The organism is Georgenia sp. Z1344 (assembly GCF_057652375.1).
The window spans coordinates 947404-972535 of sequence record NZ_CM172728.1; the positions used below are offsets into that span (position 1 = coordinate 947404).

At 73.9% G+C, this 25132-nt stretch carries 21 protein-coding genes; 7 read left to right on the top strand and 14 right to left on the bottom strand.

Annotated features, from left to right (window positions below; genetic code table 11):
- Positions 1-64 precede the first annotated feature (64 nt).
- The 6 genes from AC24FB_RS04150 to AC24FB_RS04175 all read right to left on the bottom strand — a co-directional run bounded on the left by AC24FB_RS04150 (position 65) and on the right by AC24FB_RS04175 (position 10388).
- Complete coding sequence (locus tag AC24FB_RS04150; protein WP_425714613.1) at positions 65-2305, bottom strand: DUF6541 family protein; 2241 nt, start codon at positions 2303-2305, stop codon at positions 65-67.
- Positions 2302-4608: a DUF6541 family protein gene (locus AC24FB_RS04155; protein ID WP_425714614.1), complete on the bottom strand. Its 2307-nt coding sequence runs from the start codon at positions 4606-4608 to the stop codon at positions 2302-2304. Before AC24FB_RS04155 ends, AC24FB_RS04150 begins: the two co-directional genes overlap by 4 nt.
- A 125-nt stretch (positions 4609-4733) precedes the next feature.
- Positions 4734-6758: a DUF6541 family protein gene (locus tag AC24FB_RS04160; RefSeq protein ID WP_425714615.1), complete on the bottom strand. Its 2025-nt coding sequence runs from the start codon at positions 6756-6758 to the stop codon at positions 4734-4736.
- On the bottom strand, positions 6759-8054 hold the full coding sequence (locus AC24FB_RS04165) for a nucleotide sugar dehydrogenase (protein ID WP_425714616.1): 1296 nt from the start codon (positions 8052-8054) through the stop codon (positions 6759-6761).
- A gap of 103 nt (positions 8055-8157) precedes the next feature.
- On the bottom strand, positions 8158-9279 hold the full coding sequence (locus AC24FB_RS04170) for a glycosyltransferase (RefSeq protein ID WP_425714617.1): 1122 nt from the start codon (positions 9277-9279) through the stop codon (positions 8158-8160).
- Complete coding sequence (locus tag AC24FB_RS04175; protein ID WP_425714618.1) at positions 9276-10388, bottom strand: glycosyltransferase; 1113 nt, start codon at positions 10386-10388, stop codon at positions 9276-9278. Before AC24FB_RS04175 ends, AC24FB_RS04170 begins: the two co-directional genes overlap by 4 nt.
- Before the next feature lie 63 nt (positions 10389-10451).
- Between AC24FB_RS04175 and wecB the strand changes: the two genes are divergently transcribed.
- Together wecB and AC24FB_RS04185 are read left to right on the top strand one after the other, a co-directional pair.
- On the top strand, positions 10452-11516 hold the full coding sequence (gene wecB / locus AC24FB_RS04180) for a non-hydrolyzing UDP-N-acetylglucosamine 2-epimerase (protein WP_425714619.1): 1065 nt from the start codon (positions 10452-10454) through the stop codon (positions 11514-11516).
- Positions 11517-11575: 59 nt separating this feature from the next.
- Positions 11576-11977 carry a hypothetical protein gene (locus AC24FB_RS04185; protein WP_425714620.1) on the top strand — a complete coding sequence of 134 codons (402 nt, stop codon included), beginning with the start codon at positions 11576-11578 and terminating at the stop codon, positions 11975-11977.
- A gap of 43 nt (positions 11978-12020) precedes the next feature.
- Here the strand turns inward: AC24FB_RS04185 and AC24FB_RS04190 are convergent, their stop codons facing one another.
- Both AC24FB_RS04190 and AC24FB_RS04195 read right to left on the bottom strand, forming a co-directional pair.
- Positions 12021-12530 carry an anthrone oxygenase family protein gene (locus AC24FB_RS04190; protein ID WP_425714621.1) on the bottom strand — a complete coding sequence of 170 codons (510 nt, stop codon included), beginning with the start codon at positions 12528-12530 and terminating at the stop codon, positions 12021-12023.
- On the bottom strand, positions 12527-13405 hold the full coding sequence (locus AC24FB_RS04195; protein WP_425714622.1) for an NmrA family NAD(P)-binding protein: 879 nt from the start codon (positions 13403-13405) through the stop codon (positions 12527-12529). The genes AC24FB_RS04190 and AC24FB_RS04195 overlap by 4 nt, the downstream gene beginning before the upstream one ends.
- Positions 13406-13563: 158 nt before the next feature.
- Between AC24FB_RS04195 and AC24FB_RS04200 the strand changes: the two genes are divergently transcribed.
- A complete protein-coding gene (locus AC24FB_RS04200; RefSeq protein WP_425714623.1) occupies positions 13564-14526 on the top strand; it encodes an AraC family transcriptional regulator in 963 nt (320 codons plus the stop codon).
- Between the two features lie 34 nt (positions 14527-14560).
- On the opposite strand, the gene AC24FB_RS04205 is transcribed toward AC24FB_RS04200, so the two are convergent.
- Positions 14561-15778 (bottom strand): acyltransferase family protein, encoded by a 1218-nt coding sequence (locus tag AC24FB_RS04205; RefSeq protein WP_425714624.1) that lies wholly within the window; start codon positions 15776-15778, stop codon positions 14561-14563.
- 258 nt (positions 15779-16036) lie between these two features.
- Here AC24FB_RS04205 and AC24FB_RS04210 point away from each other — a divergent pair, with 258 nt between their 5' ends.
- Entirely contained in the window at positions 16037-16858 is an 822-nt protein-coding gene (locus AC24FB_RS04210) for a hypothetical protein (protein WP_425714625.1), read from the top strand.
- 1 nt (position 16859) lies between these two features.
- Positions 16860-17681 (top strand): hypothetical protein, encoded by an 822-nt coding sequence (locus tag AC24FB_RS04215; protein ID WP_425714626.1) that lies wholly within the window; start codon positions 16860-16862, stop codon positions 17679-17681.
- Between the two features lie 95 nt (positions 17682-17776).
- Here AC24FB_RS04215 and gcl read toward each other — a convergent pair whose 3' ends face one another.
- The 4 genes from gcl to AC24FB_RS04235 form a co-directional block, all read right to left on the bottom strand.
- Positions 17777-19552, bottom strand: coding sequence for a glyoxylate carboligase (gcl, locus tag AC24FB_RS04220; protein ID WP_425714627.1), 1776 nt, complete (start codon positions 19550-19552; stop codon positions 17777-17779).
- Between the two features lie 26 nt (positions 19553-19578).
- Positions 19579-20457: a 2-hydroxy-3-oxopropionate reductase gene (locus tag AC24FB_RS04225; RefSeq protein WP_425714628.1), complete on the bottom strand. Its 879-nt coding sequence runs from the start codon at positions 20455-20457 to the stop codon at positions 19579-19581.
- A 35-nt stretch (positions 20458-20492) separates the two neighbouring features.
- Positions 20493-21305 carry a hydroxypyruvate isomerase family protein gene (locus AC24FB_RS04230; protein WP_425714629.1) on the bottom strand — a complete coding sequence of 271 codons (813 nt, stop codon included), beginning with the start codon at positions 21303-21305 and terminating at the stop codon, positions 20493-20495.
- Positions 21306-21473: 168 nt separating this feature from the next.
- Complete coding sequence (locus tag AC24FB_RS04235; RefSeq protein WP_425714630.1) at positions 21474-22238, bottom strand: IclR family transcriptional regulator; 765 nt, start codon at positions 22236-22238, stop codon at positions 21474-21476.
- 293 nt (positions 22239-22531) lie between these two features.
- On the opposite strand from AC24FB_RS04235, the gene AC24FB_RS04240 reads away from it, so the two are divergent.
- Positions 22532-22960 carry a GlcG/HbpS family heme-binding protein gene (locus AC24FB_RS04240; protein ID WP_425714631.1) on the top strand — a complete coding sequence of 143 codons (429 nt, stop codon included), beginning with the start codon at positions 22532-22534 and terminating at the stop codon, positions 22958-22960.
- Between the two features lie 19 nt (positions 22961-22979).
- Here the strand turns inward: AC24FB_RS04240 and AC24FB_RS04245 are convergent, their stop codons facing one another.
- Positions 22980-24242 (bottom strand): DUF6986 family protein, encoded by a 1263-nt coding sequence (locus AC24FB_RS04245; RefSeq protein WP_425714632.1) that lies wholly within the window; start codon positions 24240-24242, stop codon positions 22980-22982.
- Positions 24243-24358: 116 nt separating this feature from the next.
- Between AC24FB_RS04245 and AC24FB_RS04250 the strand changes: the two genes are divergently transcribed.
- Positions 24359-25114: an IclR family transcriptional regulator gene (locus tag AC24FB_RS04250; RefSeq protein WP_425714633.1), complete on the top strand. Its 756-nt coding sequence runs from the start codon at positions 24359-24361 to the stop codon at positions 25112-25114.
- Positions 25115-25132 lie beyond the last annotated feature (18 nt).

A 25132-nucleotide genomic window follows, 5' to 3' on the forward strand; every position in this document is an offset into this window, starting at 1 on the left:
GCGCCGGGCCGCCGCGCGGGAGGGGCGTGCCCATGAGCACCGGCGGTGGCAGAGCGAGGCACCCTCAGTCGCAGGCCGTGATCTCCCACAGCTCGCCGTGCCCGCCGGTGGCGACGAGCTCGAACCCGTCCCCGGGCCGGAAGGTGAACAGGGTGGGGTCCCCGAGCGGCGCCATCTGGTGCCACGGCGCGGGCCCCGTGTCCCGGGTGTTGGTCCAGAAGTGGGTGACTCCGAGCCGCTCGACCACCGTGCAGACCTCGGGGTTCTCGCCGATCTCGTCGAACCGCGCGAGGAGGAACTGCCCGTCCGGCCCGCGCGGCCCGGCCAGGTGCGGGTAGACCACGTCGACCCCGCCCATCGAGTACCAGTAGGGCGTGCCGCGGAACCGGTCGCCGAGCACCACGGCGTCCTCGGGCAGCAGCTCGTCGGCCCGCCGGAACAGGTCGAGCTCGCCCTCGCCGGCGAGCATCCGGTACGTCAGGTGGCCAGGCACGAAGCTCTCCACCGCGTGGTAGGTCCGCAGGGTGTGGCGCAGCCCGCCGGAGCCGACGACGAGGACCACCAGCAGCGCCCCCGCGACAACCACCTCGGTCCGACGACGACGAACCCCCGCCGCGCCCGCCGCCTCGCGCCCGTCGCCCTTGTCGCCTGCGCCCCGCGAGCCACCCGCCCCACGCCCTCGACGCGCCGCGAGCACACCAGAAGCCAGGGCGACGCCGTCGCGCACGAGCACCGCGAGGGCGGCTGCAGCGAGCGGCGCGGCGCAGATGACGACCAGCGCGTCGAGCCGCATCGTCTCCGAGTACCAGACCCCCGTCGCCCACCGCAGCGGGTGGTCGGCCGGCCCCCAGGAGACCGCGGTCAGCGTGACGGTGACGACGAGCCCGACGGCGAGCCACCGTCCCCGCCGCAACCACCACACGAGCACCGCCCCGCCCACCGCGAGCCCGCTGATCGCGACCTGCGCGAGGGAGTCGAGCCCGCCGAGCTCGTACCCGCCGAACGAGCGCAGCGGCCGGTCGACGAGCAGGGAGGTGAGGATCCAGTCGTACCCGTCGTCGCCCGGGCGCTCGAAGGCCTGGACGGACTCGACGACGCCGTCGGCGAGGAGGGGCACGGACGCGAGGACGGCAAGCCCTGCCGCCGACCACACGGCGACGGCGACCGGGAGCCGCCGGTCGGTGCGGCGCAGTCGCCGGAACGCGCCGACCGCGGTGGCCACGAGCAGCGGCGCGGTGAGCACCAGCGTGGAGAACCAGGCGCTGCCGTGGACGAGGGCGAGCCCGAAGGCCGCGACGGCGGCGGGCAGCGCGGGGGCGGCCGTCGCCCGGACGTCGGGCAGGTTGCGCACCGCGAGGACGACGAGCGTGAGCAGCCCGGGAAGCAGGACGTGGGCGTAGGTGTAGGGGAACTGCCCCATCTGCGTGATGAGCCCGACGGGCAGGGCGAGGAAGGAGTGGGCGAGCACGGGGGCCGCCGCCGCGGCCACCGGGAGGGTCGGCCACGTGGCGCGGACGAGCCCGGCGACCGAGAGGGTCCACAGGAGCCCGACGACGACGATCGACGCGTTGACCGCCGCCGGGACTGACGGGAGGAACGGCACGACGGCGACGACCGAGTGCCAGCCCGTCGGGTAGAACGGCGCGTACCCGTAGTCGTAGAGGGGCGCGAGGCCGCCGAACGCGGAGGCGTCGCCGTACTCCCGGACGGTCTGGATCGCGCTGAGGTGGAACACGCCGTCCCACACCTGGCTGGGCCGGTCCGGCACCCCGATGCCGCGCGTCATCGCCACGACGTACAGGCCGGTGGCGACCGCCGCGGCGACGACGGCGAGCACGAGGTGGGGGCGGGCGAGCGGCGCCGGCTGGAGGACCGCGCCGGGGGCCGACAGCAGGGTCGAGCGGTCGGGGGTCCGCGGGGGCCGCGCCCGCCGAGCCGCCACGGACCGTCCCGCTCGCGGGGCCGCGGCCGAGGGCCCGGCGCGCTCGGTGAGGTCGGCGGCAGCATCCGCGGCGTCGTCGACCAGCCCGGCGGTCCGCCACGGCGCGGTTCCCAGCACGTGGCCGAGACCCGCGCAGGCCGCGGCGCCGAGCAGCATGCCGAGCAGGAATGTCGCCAGGCCCCAGCGCACGCCGAGCGCGCCGAGGACGACCGCCCACCCGGCCGAGAGCGCCACGGTCAGGGTGGCTGCGGGACCGAGCGCCACCAGCCCCCGCAGCCCGAGGAGGCGCAGCATCCCCCACCCGGGCCCCACCATGAGCGCGGTCATGGCGGCCAGCCCGGGCAGGGTCTGCGCCCAGGTCATCCGCCCGCGGGCGTCCCGGCCGCCGGGTCGTCGCAGTAGGTGAGCCGCCAGATCGAGGTGGTGCCCGCGCTGGCGACGAGCTCGAAGCCCTCGGCCGGCCGGACGTAGGCGAGACCCTCGGTCCGGTAGGAGTACTTCTGCTCGTCCTCCTGGGCGCCGCGCGGGTCGGTGTCCGTGTAGACGTGCGTGACGCCGAGGTCGCGGACGATCTCGCAGATCTCGGGGTTCGTGTAGATCTCGTCGAAGCTCGTCCCCAGGGTGGTCAGCTCCTCGCTGTCCCACTGGCCGAGCTGGCGGTAGAGCACGTTGACCCCGCCCATCGACCACAGGTAGCCGGCGCCGGAGAACGGGTCGCCGATGACGACGGCGTCGTCGGGCAGCACGTCGCCCGCGTGCGTGACGAGCTCGATCTCGTCCTGGCTGAGCATCGTGCCCCAGGCGATGCGGTCGGGCACGTAGGAGTTGACGATGACCTGGCTCTTGAGGTCGGCCCGGAGCCCGTTCGTCACGACGACGATCACCCCGAGCACGGCGACCAGCGCGACGAGCGCGGGCCGCGTGTCCGACCGGCGGCCGCGGTCGTTGAGAGTGGTGGTGGCCGCGGACGTCTCGGGCCGCCGGCGCGCGGCCGCCTGCCGTGGCGTGGCGGAGGGGTACGCGTGCTCGGCCTCCGCGCGTCCGGACCTCACGCGCTCGCCGGACATACGTTCGCCCTCCACGCGCTCGGAGTACGCACGTTCGGCCTCCGCGCGGCTGGTGTACCTGCGGTCGGCGTCGGCACCGTCGCGGGTCGGGCCGTCGACCATGCGCGGCTCCTCGACCTCGGTCGCCCTGCCCCGACCCGTCACGGTCACCCAGAGGTCCGCGAGCGAGCGGGCCGCGGCGGAGGCACCGAGCGCGGCGAGCGGCACGGCCATGATCCCGACGAGCACGACCACCCGGCTGGGCTGGGTGTACCAGGGGCCAGCGATCACGCGCAGGGCCCCGTCCTCGGGGCCGGCGGTGATGACGGTGAGGACGACGGCGCACACCCAGCCGAGCGCGACCCACCGTCCCGAGCGCAGGGTGAAGGTGACGGCGAGCCCCACCACCGTCAGCGCGGTGACGACGATCTGGCCCACGGACTGCCGCCAGTCGTAGCTGTAGACCATGGGGTTGTCGATGAGCACCTGCCCCAGCGGCCCCCAGTAGGTCTCCTGACCGCCGCGCTCGAAGCCGGTGACCATGTCGAGCACGGGGAAGTTGGCCAGGGCGACGATTCCGGCGACGAGCAGCGCCGCGAGCACCCCGAGCGTGACGTACACCGGCTGCCGGTGGCCGGCGTCCCACGCGTGGCGTGACGCCCGGTAGATGCCGACGGCCACGAGCGGCCCGGCAAGCAACATCATCGTGAAGGCCGCGGACCCGTGCGTGAGGCCGACCCCGATGAAGCCCACGAGGGACGGGACGGCGAGAGCGACCGTCGGCGCGGCGTGCGGGAGCTGGCGCAGGGCGAGGGCGACGAGTGCGAGCAGCCCGGGCATGCCGACGTGCGCCGCGCCGTAGGGCAGCAGCGAGACCACGCCGAGGAGGACGCCGGGCGTGGTGACGAACGAGGCAGCGACCAGCGGGGCCGCGACGGCGGCGAGGGGGCGCTGCGGCCAGACGGCCCGGGCGAGCGCGGCGCTCGAGATCAGCCAGATCGGACCCATGACGAACGAGGAGGCGTTGGCCGCCGTCGACGGGAGGTCGAACCCGGGCGAGACGGCGACGAACCCGTGCCACACGGCGGGGTAGAAGGGGCTCTCCAGCTCGTCGTACATCGGGGCGAGGCCGCCGAGCACGGAGGCGTTGCCGGTCTCCGCGATCGTGCGGATCGCGCCGAGGTGGAAGACGCCGTCCCAGGTCTGGACGGGCTGCCCGGGGGCAACCATGCCGCGGGCAAGGCTCACGCAATGGACGATCGTGCCGACCAGCACCATGGCCACGAGCACGGCGGTCGCGGTCCGGCCGAGCGGCACGGGCTGGACGATCTCCCTCGCGCGCGGCCCCGTCACCCACGGCGCGGTGCCGAGGCCGTGCCCGATCGCGGCGGCCAGGCCGACGCAGACGAGCAGGCCGAACAGCTGCGTGAATGTCGTGTACGGGACCCCGACGAGGTCATAGATGATGCCGAGCCCGCCCGCCGCGGAGATCGTGAGGACGGCGCCGCCGCCGACAGCGATGAGCCCGCGCACGCCGACCGCCGCGAGCATGAGCGCTCCCGGGACGATCGACGTCACGAGCATGAGGGTCGTCGGCAGGACGAACTGCGCCCAGGTCATCGCTCTCCTTCTCGATCGGCCTCGCCATTGTGGGGCGTGGGCCCGGTCGCGTCGCGGCCCGCTCCGGTCGCCTTGCTCACACCACGCCCCCCGAGGTCACGAGTCAGCCCGCGACGGCGAGCCCGTCACCCGCAGACGGCGATCTCCATGAGGCGCGCGTCCTCGTGCGCGGCGACGGTGCGCAGCGTGTCGGCGGGCACGTCGGCCTGGTCCGGGTAGCTCCAGCCGAGGAGCCGGTGCCCCGGGGTGTCGAGGTAGACGTGCGTGATGCCGAGCTCGATGATCCGTTCGCACACGTCAGGGTCCTGGCCCAGATGCTGGAGGTCGTAGAGGAGCTGGTCGGCCGGGTCGTCCGCCGCCGGGTACAGGGGACGGGGCACGACGTCCCAGCCGGCGAGCGCCGGGGCGAGGACGGCGCCGCTCGCGGGGGCACCGAGCACGCGGGCGTCCTCGGGCAGCTCGCCGGCGAGCGACCGCAGCCACTCGGCCTCGCCCACGTGCATCGAGTAGGGCCGGTCCGGGACGGCCTGGCGGGGCCCCTGGCGCACGGTCTCGGCGGAGACGGAGGCGTGCAGCCCGCCGGTGCCGAGGACGATCGCGGCGGTCACCGCCACGAGGGACACCGCCGCCACGGCGGGGGTGCTGACCGCAGGGCGTCCTTCCCCACCCCGGCGCCGCACGAGCCGGACGGCGAGCGCGACGACGCCGGCACCGCCGGTCCCGGCGATGACCGCCATCGGGGCCACGAGGAGCGCCTCGAGCCGGTCGTAGTCCTTGTACCAGAGCGCCGTGAGGTCGCGCAGCGGCCCGTCCGGCCCGGCCGCGAGGACGCGCAGGACGAGCAGGAGCAGCGCGGTCGCGAGGATCCAGCGGCCGCGCACGTGCTGGACGAGGACGAGCAGCCCGAGCGCGGCGAGCGCCGTGAGCACCCAGGCCGGGTCCTGGACCCCGGTGAGCGGGGGCACCGGGACCGCGTACTGCAGCGTCTCGGTGACCTCGCCGGCCTGGTCGAGGGAGATCCGCTCGAAGTCACCCATCGAGGACAGCAGCGGGATCGTCATCACCGCGATCCACGCCAGTGCGCCCACGAGCAGCGGCAGCGCGAGCACCGCGAGACCTGAGCCGACCCGGTGGCCCGCGGGTCCGCGCGCGATGCCGCGGGCGAGGAGCGCCATGCCCCACGCGGTGGCGGCCACGACGACGACGGCGGGCGCCGAGCCGTGGGCGAGCGTGGCCCCGAGCCCCGCGACGCCGACCGCCACCCAGGCCCGCACGTCCCTGGGACGGGCGACGCACCGCAGCCCGAGGACGAGGACCGGGAGGGTGAGGACGAGCGAGAGCGCCCACGGCCACTGGCCGTGGAAGTACATCGAGTAGTACGGGAAGGCCACCGCGGCCGACGCCACGACGACGGACAGCCCGGCGGCGTACGGCACGCGCGGCGCCGCGGCCCGGGCGAGCGCGGCCACGCCGACGAGGAAGCACCAGGCCACGACGGCGACGACGACGTGGGACGCGACGACGACGTCCGAGGCGAACGCCGGCAGCGCCGCGAGCCCGTGCCACAGCGACGGGTAGTAGACGCCGGACTCGCCGGGGAAGAGGGCGTCGAGGCCGCCGAGCGGGAACGGGCTGCCGTCGCCGGAGGTGACGAGCGCGGTGGCGGAGTAGTGGAAGATCGCGTCGCGGTGCTCGATCGGCTGCCCAAGTCCGAGCCCGCCCAGTCCGGAGGAGACCACGGCGAGCAGCACGACGAGACCGCCCACGAGCGCGAGCCCTGTGACGAGGCGGTCGCCGCGGCCGAGGTCGGGATCGGCGTCGCGGGCACCCGCCCGATCAGGGCCGGGCGCCCCGCTCGGCACGCCCGATGCGGGGCGGCGTCGTCGTCGGGCGCCCGTGAGGACGGCGGCTCCGGTGACGGCCAGGAGGACGACCCACGTGGTCGGCACCCAGGGCAGCCCCAGGGTGGGCACGAGCAGCGAGAGCACGCCGACCACCCCCGCCGTCAGCGGCAGCGCCGCGGCGAGGAGGGTGAGTCGGCGCAGCCCCAGCCACGCGTGTCCGATCGCGAGGCCGGGGCCGAGCAGCGCGAGGAGGGACAGTGCCGCGGTGGCGGCGATCCCTCCCAGCGGGGCTCCGCTGGGGTCCAACTACTGGCCGCCGCCCACCGTGATCCGGGGCGTGCCGGCCCAGCGGGCGGGATCGGTGACGTTGCGGCCGTCGGCAAGGATGCGGATGCCCGGCAGGTCGTCCGGGGTCAGCTCCTTGTACTCCGCGTGGTCCGCCTGGACGACCGCCGCGTCGACCTGCTCGCCGAGGTGGTACGGGGCCCAGCCGAACTCGCCGAGCTCGGCGTCGGAGTACATCGGGTCGTGGACGGCCACCTCGGCGCCGCGGGCGCGCAGCTCGGTGACGGTCTCGAAGACGCCGGAGAACGCGGTCTCCTTGACGCCGCCGCGGTAGCTCGCGCCGAGCACGGCGACCCGGCGGCCGGACAGGTCGCCGAGGGTCGACTCGAGCCGGCCCACCACGTAGGCGGGCATCGAGGCGTTGAGCTGGCGGGCGGTGCGCACGATCGTCGCGTCGGCGTCGGTCGAGAGGTAGAGGCGCGGGTAGACCGGGATGCAGTGGCCGCCGACCGCGATGCCCGGGCGGTGGATGTGGCTGAACGGCTGGGAGTTGCACGCCTCGATGACGGTCATGACGTCGATGCCGACCGTGTCGGCGTATCGCGCGAACTGGTTGGCCAGGCCGATGTTGACGTCCCGGTACGTGGTCTCGGCGAGCTTGGCCATCTCGGCGGCCTCCGCGTTGCCCATGTCCCACACGCCGTTGGCGCGCTCGAGGTCGGGGCGCTCGTCGAAGGTGAGCACGGCCTCGTAGAACTCGATCGCGCGGCGCGTGCCCTCGTCCGACAGGCCGCCGACGAGCTTGGGGTAGCGGCGCAGGTCCTGGAACACGCGGCCGGTGAGCACGCGCTCGGGGCTGAAGACGAGGTGGAAGTCCTCCCCCTCGGTGAGGCCGGAGATCTCCTCGATGAGCGGCTTCCACCGGTTGCGGGTGGTGCCGACCGGGAGGGTCGTCTCGTAGGAGATGAGCGTGCCCGGCGTCAGGTGCTCGGCGAGCGAGCGCGTGGCGGCGTCCATCCAGTCGAAGTCCGGGTCCCACGTGGCGTCGTCGACGAACAGCGGGACGACGAGGACGATCGCGTCGGCGCCGGGGATCGCCTCGGCGTAGTCGGTGGTGGCGCGCAGGCGGCCGGCCGGGACGAGCTCGGTCAGCTTCTCCTGGAGGTGGGCCTCGCCCGGGAAGGGCTCCTTCGCGGCGTTCACCGAGTCGACCGTCGCCGCATTGATGTCGACGCCGATCACCTCGTGCCCGGCGTCCGCGAACTGCACGGCGAGCGGCAGTCCGATCTTTCCCAGGGCGACGACGGCGATGCGCATGAGTGTCCTCTCGACTTCGGTGCGGCACGCGGTGGCCCCGCGCCCGCCTCTTCCGCGGCGGGTCCCATCGTAGGTGCCTCGACCCGCCGGGACGCCCTACCGGTCAGGCCCGCCGGTCGAGCGCGGCGAGGTCGGCCGCGACCTGGCGGGCGCGCGCGGCCCACGTGTGCTCGTGCCGCGCCTCGCGCACGTGCGCCGCCACGGCCTCGACCTCCCCCGCGTCGTCGCGCAGGGCGGCGAGCCGGTCCGCGAGCGCGTCGGCGTCGTAGTCGACCGCCCACCCGAGCCCGCCGGTCTCGATCGTCCGGCCGGCGAGCGTCCCGGTGGCCGCGAGGACCGGCTTGCCGTGACCGATGTACTCGTAGAGCTTGATCGGCGCCGCGAAGTCCCGGTACTCCGAGGGCTCGACGACGATCGAGCACGCGTCGGCCCGGCCGAACAGCGGGAGCAGGCCGTCCCCGCGCTCGTGGACCACCTCGACCCGGTCGCCGAGCCAGTCGGCGTACTCCCCGCGCGCGGCCTCCCACGAGTCCTTCGGGGTGCACAGCAGGAGGTGGACGCCGGGCGTCGCGTCGACGGCGCGCAGCAGCTCGTGCATCCGGTAGTAGGAGGTGACGTTGCCGACGTAGAGGAGTGTGAAGGGGCCCTCGGTGCGCGGCACGTCGCGGAGTGCGCCGCCCGGCGGGAGCGGCGCCATCTGCTCGGGGCGCAGGTGCGGGACGTGCACGGCGAACTCCCGCGAGGGGACGTAGACGCGGTCGAGGAGGCGGCGGTAGGCGCGCAGCTCCGCGTGGTACAGCGTCCGGGTCCCGGCGGCCACGACCGGGTGCACGCGCTCGGTGTACTCGGGGTAGCGCCAGTAGATGTCCCGGTAGAACACGCTCGTCGGCACGCCGTGGCGCCGCAGCAGCCGGGCGAGGCGCACGTCGACCACGGGGTGCGTGGGCAGGTGGTGCGGCTCGGTCAGCACGGTCGGCATCGTCGAGGACTCGCCGTACGCGAGGTCGACCCGCAGCCCGTTCTCGAGGCGTCGGCCGAGGTCGCGGACGGCCGCCGCCCGCTCCTTGCCGTGCCCGGTCACCTCGACGACCTCGTACCCGAGCCCGCGGAACGCGTCGAGCATGCGCACGGGCCGGATGCCGGAGCCCGACGTCGAGCCCTCGCCCACCGGGTAGGGGGCGTGGTAGACCATCGTCCGGCCCTGCCCCACCGACTGCTCGCTCACCGGACCGAGCCGTGGACGTGGGCGGCGAGGGCGTGCGCGTCGGCGTAGCCGGCGGCCACGGTCTCCACGGAGAAGGCGTCGCCGATCGTCGCGGCGACGTCCTCGGCGGAGAGCGTGGCGGTGCGCTCGTGCAGGTCGAGGACCGCGTCGGCGTAGGCGCCTGCGTCCTGGACGTCCACGAGCGTGCCGACGCGCGGGTCGACGTACTCGCCCTGGCCGCCCGTCGAGCCCACGACGACCGGGCGCCCCGCCACGAGCGCCTCGGCGCAGGAGACGAAGAAGTTGTCGCCGCGGGTAGGGCCGAGGAAGAGGTCGGCGCGGGCGAGCTCGCCGAGGACGCCGTCGCGGTCGAGCGTGCCGGTGAGGTGGATCCGCTCCCCCACCCCGACCTCGTCCGCCCGGTCGCGGACGGCGCTCGCGAGCGGGCCGTCGCCGACGAGGGTGAGGTGCGCCGGGTGCCCGCGGCGGCCGAGCTCGGCCACGACGTCGACGGCAAGGAGCGGGTCCTTGCGCTCGACCAGGCCGCCGACGCTGACCATGCGCAGCTCGCCGGATGGCTCGGGCCTGGCCGGGACGGTCGCCAGCGGCGGGACGATGCACGGCACCACGGCGGTCGCGCGGTCGCCGCGCACCTCGCGGATCGGGTCGGCGAGGAACTCGCACACGGCGGTGACGACGTCCGGCCGGTCGAGCAGGCGGCGCACGAGCGGGAGGACGGCGCGCGTTCCGAACCCCAGGTTCTCCGGGCTCGTCAGTCCCGAGTAGTGCTCCGTGTGCACCCACGGGGCGTCCGGGCGCCCGACGACGAACGGCAGGAGCGCGGAGATCGCGGTGGTGTGGACGACGTCGGCGCCGTCGAGGATTCCCGGCAGGGCCGCGGCGACCTGGGCGATCTGGTCCGGGCGCGAGGGCGTCATCGGCAGGCGCAGGACCTTGAGCCCCTCGTGGTAGACGTGCCGCGTGCCGTCGTCCTGGTGGCCGGGGACGAGGTGGACGACGTCGACCGTGTCCCCGCGCGAGGCCATCGCGAGCGCGTCGCGGACGACGAACGAGCCGGAGCTCGGCGCCAGGGCGGTCGGGAACCAGGTGGTGACGACGACGACTCGCATGCCCCCGAAACTACCCGGCCGCTCCGCCTCCGGCGGGAGCAGGCCGCACTAGGCTCGGTGACCGTGAAGATCCTCTCCGTCGTCGGTGCCCGCCCCCAGTTCGTCAAGCTCGCGCCGATCGCGCACGAGAGCGCCCGCCGGGGTGCCGAGCACCTCATCGTCCACACGGGCCAGCACTACGACCCGCTGCTGTCCGACGTCTTCTTCTCCGAGCTGGAGATCCCGGCGCCGGACGTCCACCTCGGCGTGGGGTCGGGGAGCCACGGCCACCAGACCGGGTCGATGCTCGCCTCGATGGACGACGTGCTCACCGAGCACCGCCCCGACTGGGTGCTCGTCTACGGCGACACGAACTCCACGCTCGCCGGCGCCGTGGCCGCCGCGAAGCTGCACGTGCCGATCGCCCACCTCGAGGCGGGCCTGCGCTCGTTCAACCGGCGGATGCCCGAGGAGATCAACCGCGTGCTCACCGACCACGCCGCGGACCTCCTGCTCGCGCCCACGCAGGTGGCGGCCGGGCACCTCGCGGACGAGGGGCTGGCCGGGCGCACCGTCGTCGTCGGCGACGTGATGACCGACGTCCTGCTCGCCACCCGCGAGGCCGTGGGCGACGCCCGCCCGGCAGCGCTGGAGGAGGAGGGACTGGCCGACGGCGAGTTCTACCTCGCCACCATCCACCGCGCGGAGTCCACCGACGACCCCGACCGGCTGCGCGCGATCGTGCAGTCCCTCGCGGGGCTCGACGCGCCGGTCCTGCTGCTCGCCCACCCGCGCCTCGTGGCCAAGGCCGAGGCGGCGGGCATCGACCTGTCCGGCGGCGCGCTGCGCACGCGCACGCCGCTCGGCTACCGGGACCTCGTGGCCGTGGCCGACCGGGCGCGCGGCGTCGTCACCGACTCGGGCGGCCTGCAGAAGGAGGCCTTCCTCCTGCGCACGCCCTGCACCACGGTGCGGACCGAGACCGAGTGGGTCGAGACCGTCGAGCTCGGCTGGAACGTGCTCGTCGAGCCGGGCGACGCGTTGCTCGCGGCCGCCACCCGGCCGCGCCCCGCGGACACCGACGCCACCCCGTACGGCGACGGCGACGCCGCCGCCCGCGTGCTCGACGCCCTGCTCGCGCCCCGCTGACCAGCGTTCACCCTCACCCACCCGCTGCCCACACACGGCCGACACGACGGAGCCCCACCATGACCACCGGCACCGACCCGCTCGACGACTGGGGCCCACAGGCACCTGTGCACCGTGGACGCAGCGGCGGGGCCGACGCGCCCTCGGCCCACCACGCCTCCACCGGCGGCGCCGACGCCTCGCAGGCACCCGAGCGCTCGTCCGCGCCCTCCGGGACGGCCGCGGGGTTGCGCCGGACGCGGGCCTACGTGGTGGGTGCCATGGTCGTCGGTGACCTCGTCGTCATCGCGGTCGGCCTGTTCCTCTTCGAGCCACCGACCCGCTGGGTCGTCCTCGCCGCCGGAGTCCTCGGCTTCGCCGCGGCCGCCTACATGTGGAACCTGTACGGCCGGCAGATCAGGGGGCTCGAGGAGGACGAGGCAGGCATCCCGCGCGCGACCCCGCGCGACCCGAACGCCTGATCCAGCACCTCCCCTCACTCACTCACCCACCCACCCACCGACCTCACCCGCGCGCCGCGAGTCCCCCGATCGCGAGCAGCGCCGTCGCCGCGGTCGCCGTCAGCGTGCGCCACGCGTTCCACCTGGTCCACGGCCGCTCGAACGCCGAACGGGCGGCAGCGAGCAGGCGATCGTCGTCGTCGGGCGCCCGGTCGAGCCGCTCGTTGAGCGGCACGTTGACCGCGAAGGTGATCGCGAGCGTGAGGACCGTCCCCGCGAGGCCGGCGACCAGCCAGGGCAGCGCGGATCCAGCTCCGTCGGCCCCGCCGGCGTCGTCCACCCTCGTCCACCCGAGCACCACGGCCGCGACGGTCGCGACCGGCGTCCCCACGAGGACCACCCCGAACAGCGGGTTGAGGATCGCCCGGTTGACCGACCGCATCGTGGCGACGAACGCGGCGTCGTCGACCCGGCGCAGGCCGGGCATCACCGCGCAGGTGAAGCCGAGGAAGAGTCCCGCGACGAGCCCGTTACCCACGGTGGCCGTGACCAGCGCGGCGGAGGCGGCACTCATCGAACAGTCCCCACCGCAGCTCCTCCGACCAGCGCGCCGATCGTCTCCTCGACGGGCGTCGTCACGCGCACCGTCCGGTCGCCGCGGGGCGCGAGCAGCCCACGTGCGTCGGCGAGGTAGAGCTCGGCGAGACTCTCCGCGACGTGGGCGTCGAAGCCGGCGCCCGCGAGCGTGCCCGCCCACGCCTCCTCCGGTACGACGACGACGTGCAGCTCCCGCCCGAGCGCCCGGCCCAGGTGACCGGCGACCTCGGCCTCGGTGACCTCGGGCCCCAGCACGTCGACCACCTCGCTCGCCCCTCCCTGCTCTCGGATCAGCTGCGCGGCAACGGCCCCGACGTCGGCGGTGGCCCCGAGCGGCAGAGGCTCGTCGGCCGACGGCGCGAGGACCGGGTACACGCCCTCGGTACGCGCGACCTCGAGCACGTCGGTGACCTTCTCCTGGAAGTGCCCGGACCGCATCGCGGTCAGCACGCTCACCCCGCGCAGCGCCTCCTCGAGCCGGTGCAGGCCGTCGACCGGGCCGGTGCCGGCCCCGAGGTCCGCACCGCCCGAGGAGAGCAGCACGACGCGAGGCACCCCGGCATCCTCCACGGCGCCCGCGATCGAGGCGGTGAGCCGGTCGGCGTGCGCATCGAGGTCGTCGGCGGTGAGGTCGAAGGGCAGGAGGGCGAACATCGCTTCCGCCCCGCGCAGGGCGTCGGTCAGGCCCGCGCGGTCCGCGAGGTCGACGACCCTTGCGTCGGCCCCGGCATCGCGCCACCGCTCGGCGTCCGCGTCGCGGCGCACGAGGACCCGCACCTCCTCCCCCTCGTCGAGCAGCCGGCGCGCGGCGGCCCCTCCGACCCGTCCCGTGGCTCCTGCGACTGCGTACATGGCGTCCTCCCCGATGTCGGTGCCGACCGGCGTGCCCGGCGCGGCACCACCGACGCTAGAAGCTCCCTCCAGGCGTTCCCAGCCCCGTTCCGCCGTCGTTCTTGTCCGATCGTCCGGAAGCACTGTCGCGACCCGGCCGGATACGCAAGGCTGAGGTCATGCTGACGACACCCTGGGAGACCCGCGACCGGCTCGCGCGGGCCCTGCAGACGCTGCGGATGCGCGGCATCTTCTACGGGCACTCCGAGCTGACCGCGCCGTGGTCGCTGCGGATGCCGACCGTGCCCGACTCGCTCAGCTTCCACGTCGTCACGTCGGGGGCCTGCCGGCTCGAGGTCGGGGGCAGCGACCCGGTCGAGCTCGGCCCCGGCGATCTCGCGCTGGTCCCGCACGGGCGCGGGCACGACATCGCGAGCGGCGAGGGCGCCGGCACGCCGCGTCCCGTCGAGGACCTCCCCCAGGAGTGGCTGGGCGAGCACTACGCGGTCCTCGAGCACGGCGGTGGCGGCGCGCACACCCGGCTGATCTGCGGGATCGTCGGCTTCGACGAGCCGGCCGCGCGCGAGCTGACGAGCCGCCTGCCGGCCGTCCTCACCGTCGACGCCGACGCCTCCCCGGTCGGCTCGGCGATCCGCGACACGCTCCGCCTCATGGTCGACGAGCTCACCCGCCCGCGCGCCGGCAGCGAGGCCGTGGCCACCCGGCTGGCTGACATCCTCGTGGTCCAGGTCATCCGGGACTGGCTCGCGCACGACGACGCCGCACGGGACGGTTGGCTCACCGCCCTGCGGGACGACCGCATCGGCCGCGCGCTCGACGCGATCCACGCCGAGCCGGGCGGCGACTGGAGCGTGGATCGGCTCGCGCGCACCGCCACGATGTCCCGGTCGACGTTCGCGGCGCGGTTCTCCGAGCTGGTCGGCGAGACGCCGAACGGGTACCTCACCCGGTGGCGGATGCGGCTGGCCCAGGAGCGGCTCGCCGGCGGCGACGCGACGGCCGCCCAGGTCGCCGCCGAGCTCGGCTACCGGTCCGACGCCGCCTTCAGCCGCGCGTTCGTCCGTGCGGTCGGCCGGACGCCGGGGGCCGTCAGGGCGGCCGCGCGCGCGATCTCCACCTGAGCCTCCCCGTCACGCCGACCGCGGCCACGAGAGGTCAGCCGGACGAGGAACCCCGTCGCTCGCGCGCGGCCCGGTCAGCCGCGTCGGGTGGGTCCGCCGGTGAGTGCGCGCCGGACGCGTCCTCCGGGGCGGGCGGTTCGACCGCCTCGGGCGCGCCGGACGCGTCGTCCGGGGCCGCTGCCTCGGTACGAGCCGACCGGGCGGACGCCCCACCGCCCCCGTCGCCGAGCACGAGGCGGCGCAGCCACCGGGGCTCGGCCAGGATCCCGTCGAACGGCAGCTTGTCGCACACGACCCTGAGCAGCACTGGGACACCTACCGCGTACACGAGGAGAAGGAGGACGACGACTCCGGGTCGGGGCTCGGCGAAGGCGCGAGCCGGGCCCTCCACCAGCCATAGCCCCACAAGCAACAAGGGCATGTGGGCCACGTAGATCGGAAGGGTACGCCGCCCCAGCCAACTCCACAGCGCGAACCCTGGTATCCGTGAAAGTCCGATACCTACGAGTGCGACAGCCGTTAGGCCGAGTAGCGCCAGCAGTACGACGTCGGTCCGGTTGTTCGTTAGGACTAGGTCGAACTCGTTACGAGCGATTGCAAGGGGAATGAAGCAGAGCGCCGAGATCGCGCCCAGCACGACCAGCCACCGCTGCCGTACGCGAAGGGCAGGGGCGACGAGGAAGCCGATGAGGAAGAACGGCGCGTAGGTGAAGAGCGGCACCGTTTGCCTGCCGAGGTTCGGGAGTTCCGGGCTCAACAACATCGCCAACGCAACGGCAACGATCAGCACGGGGTAGGAACGCAGGAGTCGCGCCATCAGCGTCATGACGGCAAGTGCCCAGATGAACCACAAGTAGTCCTCAGGCAGCAGCGCTTGCTCGAGTGCCCACGCCGCCACCCCGTCCGGCAACGTCGTCGCGACCGAGAAGCGCCAGCTCCGCACTACGAGTTCGACGAGTAGCCAGACCCCCAAGACCCACGCCATGGGAACGATGCGTGTGCCTATCACCGTCCGCCAGCTTCGCGAGGCAGCATGGAGAAATAGGGCACCAGAGAGCGCGAACAGAGCAGGGATACGGATGGCCTGCGCCACCCGCACCGCAGGCTCCAACTCAGGGAACGGCATACCCCCCATACGCATGAAGTAGAGAGTGTGCCCAAGCACGACGAGAACAACGAGAAATCCACGCGCGGCATCGATCCACGCGACGCGGCCACGGCTGGGCTGTGCGGACTCGTCGCCGGGGCTCACGCGACGACCACGGTGCGCACGTCGTCGGGCCGCATCCAATGGTGGGGGTCGGCGATTCTCCGCCACACACACCGGATGCCAAGGCTCATCCCGTCGAGGCTACCGGAAACCGCCCGACGCTCCGGTGCCCACTTCTCCTCGGCTTGTTTCGCTCTGCGCGGGTACCCGTGCTCGAGGAAGAACTCCCCTCCCGAGGTCCTGCGCCGTGCGGACATGACCGAGACCATGGTCGCCGATCGCTACCGGCACGGAGGACCCATGACGTACGACGCCGCAGGACCACCCGATGGACCGCCCCGGGGCACCCCGTCGCAGGGCACCCCGCCGCGGGGCACCCCGCCGCAGACCGGCGTACACGTGCCGCACCCGCGCGGCGAGGTGATCACCGGCCTCGCCGTCGACTCCTCCACCGCCACGACACGCCTCGTCGGCTACGGCGTCGGCGTGGTGGTGGGGCTCGTGATCGCCGGGTACCACGGCGTCCAGCTCGTCCGCGCGCTCGGGTCGGGCGACGCGCAGACCTCCGACTACGTGACTCCGCTCGGCCTGTCCGTCGTCGGACTCGGCGTGATCGCCGTCTTCGGCATCGCGATCGGGCAGGTCGTGCGGGGTCGCCGCGAGGGCGACGACGCGATCGACCTGCTCGTCACGCCGTCCGGCGTCGTCGGTCCCGGCGGGCTCGGGATCCCGTGGGACGAGATGCACCAGGTCGTGGTCGACGCGCTCCCGCTCGGCACCGGGTCCACCCTCGTGCAGCGGATCTCGACGATGTCCCGGGAGCGGGCGATCCGGCGCCCCGACCGCGACATGACCGCCCGCGAGTACAAGCGCAGGGTGCGGAGCCACGAGCAGGCGGTCGCGCGCCGCACCCCGGTCCTCGTCGTAGTCGAGCTGCGCGACCCGTCGGGCGTCCTCGCGCGCGCCGCCACCGAGCGACAGCGCGGCGCCGTCGTGCCGAACCACCGCCCCCCGCACGTCCGCATCGAGCTGACCGAGCACCCCGGGGACGAGATCGCGCACGTCCTCACGGCCCTCGATCAGCAGCTCGGCGAGCACGGCCTGCTCCTCCACCGGCGCTGACGTGCCGCAGCGCGAGACGCGCGAGCCGTACCCGGCCTCGCGACCGCACCCGGGGCCGCAGCCGCACGGTCCGCAGCCCTACGACACCCCCGCGGTCGGCCGAGGCCACGTCGTCGCGGGCCTGGGCGCGAACCGGAAGGAGGCCGGCGAACGGATCACCATCTACTGCGTCCTCCTGGTCGCCGTCGCTGCGCTCGCCGTCTGGCTCGTCGTCGGCCTCGTCGACTCCCTCACCCCGGAGCGCGTCGGTCCCCTCCAGGTCGAGATGCCGTGGTCCCCGATCCCGACGGCGATCATCTCTGTCGTCCTCGTCCACGTCCTCGGCGCGATCGGGGTCCTCGTCGTCGGCATCGTCCAGCAGGACCGGCGGCGCACGTCCGGCGACGAGGCGATCCAGCTCCTCGTCACCACGGCCGGCCTCACCGGGCCGGGCGGGCTCGACATCCCCTGGGACGAGATCCGGGGCGTGCGCGTCGGCCCGCTCCCGATCGCCCACGGAGCCGACGCCGTCGAGATCGGTGGCATCTGGCTCCTCTCGAGCCTCGGTCGCACGAGGCGACAGGGGCAGTACCTCGCGGGCCGGGCCGCCGGGCACTCGGTCCGCTCCCGCCCACCGGTGCTCGTGCTCATCGACCTCGTCACGCCCGCCGGCGTCATCGAGCGGGCCGTCACGGACCGGCAGCGCCGCGCGGTCCACGTCGCCGGACTCACGTCGCACGTGCGGGTCGAGCTGACGGACCAGCCGGCCGACCGCCTCGAGTTCGTCGTCCGCGTCCTCGCCGAGGAGCTGGGCCGCCGCGGGCGCGGGCTGTACCAGCTCTGACGGACCTGGCCCGGACACGTCCCGTGCACGGACGACGGCCCCGGACCTGGGAAGGTCCGGGGCCGTCGTTCAACGCGATCGGTCGAGCAGCACCGTCAGTCGAGCAGCGCGAGCGCCGTCGGCGAGTCCGTCGCCGACAGGGCGAGGTCCTCGAACTCGTTGACGCCGTCGAGCTGGACACCCATCGCGATGTTCGTGACGCGCTCGAGGATGACCTCGACGACGACGGGCACCCGCGACTCCTGCGCCATCGCGCGGGCCTTGGTGAACGAGGACTCGAGGTCCTCCGGGTCGGTCACGCGCAGGGCCTTGCAGCCGAGGCCCTCGGCCACCTTGACGTGGTCGACCCCGTACTCGGCGACCTCGGTCGAGTTGATGTTCTCGAACGCGAGGGACACGTGGTAGTCCATGTCGAACGCGCGCTGCGACTGCCGGATGAGCCCGAGGTAGGCGTTGTTGACGACCACGTGGACGTACGGCAGGTGGTGCTGCGCGCCGACCGCGAGCTCCTCGAGCATGAACTGGAAGTCGTAGTCCCCGGACAGGGCGACGACGTTCGCGTCCGGCAGGGCGGCGGCGACGCCGAGCGCGGCGGGCCCCGTCCAGCCGAGCGGCCCGGCCTGGCCGGCGTTGATCCAGTGCCGCGAGGCATAGGTGTGGAGGAACTGGGCGCCGGCGATCTGCGAGAGGCCGATCGTCGTCACGTAGACCGTGTCCCGGTCGAACGCCCGGTTCATCTCCTGGTAGACGCGCTGCGGCTTGATCGGCGTCTCCGGGAAGTTCGTCTTCCGCTGGAGGGTGCCCTTGCGGCCGCGGGTGTCGTCGGCCCAGGTCGACCAGTCGGGCACCTGCCCGGCGGCCTTGCGCTCCTTCGCCACCTCGACGGCGGTGCGCAGGAACGCCCCGGCGTCGGAGACGATGCCGTACTCGGGCGCGAACACGCGACCGATCTGGGTGGGCTCGATGTCGACGTGGATGAAGGTGCGGCCCTGGCGGTAGACGTCGAGGCCGCCGGTGTGGCGGTTGGCCCAGCGGTTGCCGATCCCGAGGACCACGTCGGACTCGAGGAACGTGGCGTTCGCGTAGCGCTGCGAGGTCTGGATGCCGACCATGCCGGAGGCGAGCGGGTGGTCGTCGGGGATCGCGCCCCAGCCCATGAGGGTGGAGACGACCGGGACGCCGAGGGTCTCGGCGAGCTCGACGAGCTCGGCCTCCGCGCCGGCGTTGACGATCCCGCCGCCCGCGATGACGATCGGTCGCTCGGCGGCGAGCAGCATGTCGAGCGCCTTGTCGACCTGCGGACGCGTGGCGGCCGGCTGCACCACGGGCAGCGGCTCGTACGTGTCGGGGTCGAACTCGATCTCGGCGAGCTGGACGTCGATCGGCAGGTCGATGAGCACCGGGCCGGGGCGGCCGGAGCGCATGAGCTGGAAGGCCTTGGCGAACACTCCCGGGACCTGGGCGGCCTCGAGGACGGTCTTCGCCATCTTCGTCACCGGCGCGGCGATCGAGGCGATGTCGACCGCCTGGAAGTCCTCCTTGTCGAGCTTCGCGACGGGCGCCTGGCCGGTGATGCACAGGATCGGCATCGAGTCGGCCCATGCGGCGTACAGCCCGGTGATCATGTCCGTGCCGGCGGGACCGGAGGTGCCGATGCAGACGCCGATGTTGCCGCGCTCGGCGCGGGTGTACCCGTCGGCCATGTGCGAGGCACCCTCGACGTGGCGGGCGAGGACGTGGTGGATGCCGCCGTGCTTGCGCATGGCGTCGTAGAAGGGGTTGATGGCGGCGCCCGGGAGGCCGAACGCGTGGGTCGCGTTCTCCTTCTCGAGGATGGCCACCGCGGCGTCGACCGCGCGCATTCGAGGCATGTCGATCTCCTAGGGGGTTCGGTGGGTCACTCGCGCCCGGACAGGCGGGCGATGGTCTGGAAGAGGCCGGAGTGGTCGAGCGAGCCGTCCCCGGTGGCGAGCGCGGCGGCCATGAGCTGACCGACGAGCGCGCCGACGGGGGCGACGACGCCCTCCTCGCGCGCGGCCGACGTGAAGATGCCGAGGTCCTTGTGGTGCAGCTCGATCCGGAAGCCCGGGTCGAAGGACCGGTCGAGGATCTTCTGCGCCTTCTGGTCGAGCACCTTGGACCCGGCGAGACCGCCGCCGAGGACCTCGATCGCGGCCGAGGTGTCGACGCCGTACGCCTCGAGGAACACGACCGCCTCGGCCAGCAGCGCGATGTTGCCGGCGACGATCAGCTGGTTCGCGGCCTTGACGGTCTGCCCGGAGCCGGACGGGCCGACGTGGACGATCGTCTTGCCCACGACGTCGAAGATCTCCTTCGCCGCGGCGAAGTCCTCCTCCGCCCCGCCGACCATGATCGACAGCGCCGCGTTCTTGGCGCCGGCCTCGCCGCCGGAGACGGGTGCGTCGAGCAGGCGGATGCCCTTCTCCTTCGCCTCCTCGGCGAGCTCGACGGTGACGTCGGGCCGGATCGAGGAGAAGTCGATGACGAGCGTGCCCTGCGCGGCGTTCGCGTACACGCCGTCCTCGCCGGTGAGGACGTCGCGCACGTCCGGGGAGTCCGGAACCATGACGGCGACGACGTCGGCGCCGGTCACGGCCTCCGCCACTGAGGAGGCGGCGATGCCTCCCGCCTCGACGAGGGGGGCGGTCTTGTCGGGCGTGCGGTTGTAGCCCCGCACGGTGTGCCCGGCGTTCTGCAGGTGGACGGCCATCGGGCTGCCCATGATGCCGAGGCCGATGAAGGCGATGGTGCTCATTGGTCGGTCCCCAATCTGTGAGGTGGTCGTGAGGGTCAGGCGGAGCGCTGCTCGCGCGGGAGCCAGGCGAACGGGTCGGCGTCGGCGGTCTTGTACTCGAGCCCGACGGGGCCCGTGTAGCCGGTCGCCCGGACGTCGTCGATCCAGCGGGTGATCGGCAGGTCGCCGCTGCCGGGCGCGCCGCGCCCGGGGGCGTCGGCGATCTGCACGTGAGCGATCCGGTCGGCGTAGGCCGCGATGTCGGCGTCGACGTCGGAGCCGTTGACGGCCAGGTGGTACACGTCGAGCAGGAGGCCGAGGTTCGTGGCACCGTGCTCGTCCCGCACCCGGTCGAGGACCCCGACGACGTCGGCAGAGGTCTTCAGCGGGTAGGCGTCGGCCCCGGAGACGGGCTCGAGGAGGATCGTGCCGCCGATGCGGTCGACCGCCTGGGCGGCGAGCGCGAGGTTCTCGGCGCCGAGGGCGTCCTGCTCGGCCGGGTCCACGCCGTCGACGCGCTTGCCGTAGAGCGCGTTGAAGGCGCGGCAGCCGGTGCGCTCGCCGATCGCGGTGACGACGTCGAGGTTCGCGCGCAGCTCGGCGGAGCGCTCGGGCCACGAGATCAGGCCGCGGTCGCCGCCGGGCATGTCGCCCGCGTTGAGGTTGAGGCCGGTCAGCTGGACGCCGGCGTCGTCGATCGCCTTGAGGAGCGCGTCGATCTCGTCCTGCTCCGGCGTCGAGGTCGGGAAGTGCCACCACAGCTCGATGCCGTCGAAGCCTGCCGCAGCCGCGGCCGCAGGGCGCTCGAGGAGCGGGAGGTCGGTGAGCAGGATCGAGCAGTTGACGGTGTAGAGGACGTCGTCGGCCATCAGGTTCCTTTTCCGCTTTGTGGATGTTTCCTTCCTGATGTCGAAAACATTAGCAGCGGCGCCGGGAGGGGTCAACAGACCGGTCAGCACACGACGACGGCCGGGACCCGTCGCGGGTCCCGGCCGTTCGCGGCACTGCGGTCGGGGTACCGATCGCCACGACGCACGTCATCCGGCGGCGCCGACCGCCCCGAGCCCGTCGGCGATCTCCTGGGCGGCCCGGCGCAGGAGGGGTACCGCCCGCGCGCCGAACGCGTCGTCGACCCGCGAGCTCGGGCCGGAGACCGAGATCCCGGTGCGCACGGGCGTCCCGGGCACGGCCATCGCATAGCAGCGCACACCGAGCTCCTGCTCCTCGTCGTCGATCGAGTAGCCGTGCGCACGCACCACCTCGAGCCGCTCGACGAGCTGTCCGAGCGTCGCGGCCGACCGCGGCGTGGGCTGGGCGATGTCCCGACCGACGAGCCGTTCGACGTCGGCGTCCGACATCGTGGCGAGGATCGCCTTGCCCACCCCGGTCGCGTGCGCGAGGGCGCGTCGTCCCACCTCGGTGAACATGCGCATCGACCGGGTCGACTGGACCTGGCCGATGTAGACGATCATCGGACCGTCGAGCGTGGCCATGTTCGCGGACTCCCCGAGCTGGTCGGCGAGGCGCTGGAGGATCGGCCGGCTCGCGACGCCGAGCTGACGGTTCGCGGCCTCCCCGAGGGGGACGAGCCGAGGCCCGAGCGCGTAGCTCCGGCTGGGCATCTGCCGGACGTGGCCGAGGGTGACCATCGTGCGCAGCAGCCGGTGGATCGTCGGCAGCGGGAGCTCGACCGTGGCCGACAGGTCGGACAGGGTCATCTCACCGCCCGCCGCCGCGATGATCTCGAGGACCCGGAACGCGCGCTCGACGGACTGGACACCGCCGCCCTGACCTGTGCTCATCGTCGGACCTCTCTCGTGCTCGTCGCTGACTCGTCCGCGGCCGCCACGGCCGCTCCCTTGTGCCCGATCGCCGCCGCTGACATGCTATCCGCAACGCGATAGCGCTTTTCCGTATCGAGGAATCTACCTCGTCTCCCGGCGCCCGGTGAGCGAGCGCCCCAGCTCCTGCCCGAGGCCGCGCAGCGCGCTCGCGCCCTGCCGCACGGACCGACCCGACGCCCGTCCGACCACCCGTCCCGACAACCGACCGACCGGCACTCCCGCCGCTCGATCGCCCATCGAAAGGACCTCCCGTGAGCCTCTCCCTCGACACCGCCCGGACCCTCGTCGCCGGCACCCTCGCGACGGCCGCCGAGCGCGGGCTCAAGCCGCTCGCCGTCGCCGTGCTCGACCAGGCCGGTCTCGTCATCGCGGCCGAGCGTCAGGACGGCACCTCCGCGCGCCGCCTCGACATCGCGCACGGCAAGGGGCACGGCGCCATCGCGCTCGGCATGGGGTCGCGGGCGATCCAGGCACGCGCCGAGCAGCAGCCCTACTTCGTCTCGGCGGCGACCGCCGCGGTGGGCGGCGCGCTCATCCCGGTCGCCGGCGGCGTGCTCGTCAAGGACGCGAACGGCACCGTGCTCGGCGCGATCGGCGTCTCGGGCGACACCTCCGACAACGACGAGGCCGCCGCCGTCGCGGCGATCGAGGCCGCGGGCCTCGTCGCGCAGGTCGACTGACCGGGCGCCCATGCGGCGTCTACCGCCCGGGCCGGCCGGCGAGCGCGTCGACGTCCGCGGCCGACGCGCCCACGGCCGTCTCGAGCTCCGCCACCGCGATGGCCCCGCAGTCGGTGCCGCGCGCGAGGAACCAGGCGAGCGCGCGTGCCGTCGCCGGCTCGTCCATCACGGCCCCATCCTCGCGCGCGAGGTAGATCCGCAGGCGCTCGGCGGCGGGCAGGAAGCCCTCCCGGTAGTAGGCGTACGTCACGGCGAACCGGCCCGGCAGGTGACCGGGGTGCATGTCCCAGCCCTGGAGGTAGCCCCGCTCGAGGGACCGCCGCACGAGGCGGCCGTGCAGCGCCCACGCCGCGCGCACCTGCTCGGCGTCGCCCACCGGCAGCACGTTCGTCGAGCCGTCGGAGAGCCGCACGCCGGTGCCGGCCGCGGCGAGCTGCATGACGGCCTTCGCGTGGTCCGCGGCCGGGTGCTCCATCGACTGGAAGCGCGCGGCGATGCCGAGCGAGGCGGAATAGTCGTAGGTGCCGTAGTGCAACCCGGTCACCCGGCCGCCGCCGGCGTGGATCATCCGGGCCACGAGCGCGGTCCCGTCGGAGCCGAGCACGGCCTGCGGGGTCTCGACCTGGATCTCGAACCGCAGGCGTCCCGCCGGCAGGTCGTGCAGGGCCTCGAGCCGCTCGCAGACGAGCACCATCGCCTCGACCTGCTCGACCGAGGTCACCTTCGGCAGCGTGAGAACGAGGCCCGCCGGCAGCTCGCCCGACCCGGCGAGCTCCCCGAGGAACAGGTCGAGGGTCCGCAGGCCGCGCGCACGCGTCGGGGCCTCGAAGCTCTTGAACCGGATGCCGACGAACGGGGTCGAGCGCCCCTCGTCCACCTCGGCGCGGACCGCACGGGCCGCCGCGAGCGCGTGCCCGTCCTCGTCGTCGCCCCGGTCCCCGTAGCCGTCCTCGAGGTCGATGCGCAGGTCCTCGATCGGCTCGCTCGCGAGCTTCGACTCGACGAGCGCGCCCACCTCCGCCCGGAGGTCCTCCCGCACACCGACGGCGTCGAGCAGCGCGGCGGTCCCACCGCCCTCCTCGACCACGGCCAGCGCCCGCTCGCCCCACTCCCCCGCGAGGCCCGCGCGGAAGCGGTCCGCGGGGACGTACACGGTGTGCACGGGCTGGCGGGTGCCGTCGTCGCCGGGGTAGGTGCGCGCCAGGTGCTCGTCGGCACCGGCGAGCATCGCGTCGACGTCGTCGTACGTGCCGGCGTCGAGGGACGGTCGAGGGCTGGTCATGCGATCGCTCCGATCGTTGGGCCGGTCGGTTCCGGCACGTGGAAGAATGCGTCGGGTCTCGGCTCCGGGTTCGCGCCCGGGCCCCGCACCACCATCCGACCGACGGCGAGGGGAACATGATGGCGAGTGGTTCCGGCGTGCAGTCGGTCGACCGGGCGATCGACCTCCTCGAGCTCCTCACGGACCTCGGCGGGGACGCCGCCCTCAGCGAGCTCGCGGCCGCCTCGGAGCTCCCGCTGCCGACGATCCACCGCCTCATGCGCACGATGGTCGACCGTGGGTACGCCCGGCAGCTGGCGTCGCGCCGCTACACCCTGGGCCCCCGCCTCATCCGCCTCGGCGAGAGCGCGGGTCGCCAGCTCGGGGCCGGCGCCCGGCCGCACCTCGAGCGGGTCGCCCGCGAGCTCGGCGAGAGCGCGAACCTCGCGATGATCGACCGCGACATGGCGGTGTACGTGGCGCAGGCGTCGTCCTCGCACTCGATGCGGATGTTCACCGAGGTCGGCCGGCGCGTGTTCTGCCACTGCACGGGCGTGGGGAAGATGGTGCTCTCCGAGCTGCCCGAGCAGACCGTGCGCGAGATCGTCGGCCGGGTCGGGATGCCCGCCGTGACCGAGAAGAGCATCGTCGACATCGACGCCCTCCTCGCCGAGCTCGACCGGGTCCGCGAGCAGGGCTGGGCGATGGACGACGGCGAGCAGGAGCTCGGCGTGCGCTGCTTCGCCGTCACGGTGCCGGGCGCCCCCACCCCGACCGCGCTCTCGGTGTCCGGCCCCGAGGCGCGCGTGACCTACGAGTTCGGCGACCGGGCGGTCCCGCTCCTGCACGAGGTCGCCACGGCCGTCGCCACCGAGCTGCTCCCGTCCGTCTGACGGGTCGGCGGAACGAGG

What these genes read in the sequence shown, in the direction of transcription:
- AC24FB_RS04210 (WP_425714625.1), top strand. Translation starts at nt 16,037, where the DNA reads ATGACGTACGACGCCGCAGGACCACCCGATGGACCGCCCCGGGGCACC.
- AC24FB_RS04250 (WP_425714633.1), top strand. Translation starts at nt 24,359, where the DNA reads ATGATGGCGAGTGGTTCCGGCGTGCAGTCGGTCGACCGGGCGATCGAC.
- AC24FB_RS04230 (WP_425714629.1), bottom strand. Translation starts at nt 21,305, where the DNA reads ATGGCCGACGACGTCCTCTACACCGTCAACTGCTCGATCCTGCTCACC.
- AC24FB_RS04155 (WP_425714614.1), bottom strand. Translation starts at nt 4,608, where the DNA reads ATGACCTGGGCGCAGTTCGTCCTGCCGACGACCCTCATGCTCGTGACG.
- AC24FB_RS04245 (WP_425714632.1), bottom strand. Translation starts at nt 24,242, where the DNA reads ATGACCAGCCCTCGACCGTCCCTCGACGCCGGCACGTACGACGACGTC.
- AC24FB_RS04185 (WP_425714620.1), top strand. Translation starts at nt 11,576, where the DNA reads ATGACCACCGGCACCGACCCGCTCGACGACTGGGGCCCACAGGCACCT.
- AC24FB_RS04225 (WP_425714628.1), bottom strand. Translation starts at nt 20,457, where the DNA reads ATGAGCACCATCGCCTTCATCGGCCTCGGCATCATGGGCAGCCCGATG.
- AC24FB_RS04195 (WP_425714622.1), bottom strand. Translation starts at nt 13,405, where the DNA reads ATGTACGCAGTCGCAGGAGCCACGGGACGGGTCGGAGGGGCCGCCGCG.
- AC24FB_RS04235 (WP_425714630.1), bottom strand. Translation starts at nt 22,238, where the DNA reads ATGAGCACAGGTCAGGGCGGCGGTGTCCAGTCCGTCGAGCGCGCGTTC.
- AC24FB_RS04200 (WP_425714623.1), top strand. Translation starts at nt 13,564, where the DNA reads ATGCTGACGACACCCTGGGAGACCCGCGACCGGCTCGCGCGGGCCCTG.
- AC24FB_RS04175 (WP_425714618.1), bottom strand. Translation starts at nt 10,388, where the DNA reads ATGCGAGTCGTCGTCGTCACCACCTGGTTCCCGACCGCCCTGGCGCCG.
- AC24FB_RS04150 (WP_425714613.1), bottom strand. Translation starts at nt 2,305, where the DNA reads ATGACCTGGGCGCAGACCCTGCCCGGGCTGGCCGCCATGACCGCGCTC.
- gcl (WP_425714627.1), bottom strand. Translation starts at nt 19,552, where the DNA reads ATGCCTCGAATGCGCGCGGTCGACGCCGCGGTGGCCATCCTCGAGAAG.
- AC24FB_RS04165 (WP_425714616.1), bottom strand. Translation starts at nt 8,054, where the DNA reads ATGCGCATCGCCGTCGTCGCCCTGGGAAAGATCGGACTGCCGCTCGCC.
- AC24FB_RS04190 (WP_425714621.1), bottom strand. Translation starts at nt 12,530, where the DNA reads ATGAGTGCCGCCTCCGCCGCGCTGGTCACGGCCACCGTGGGTAACGGG.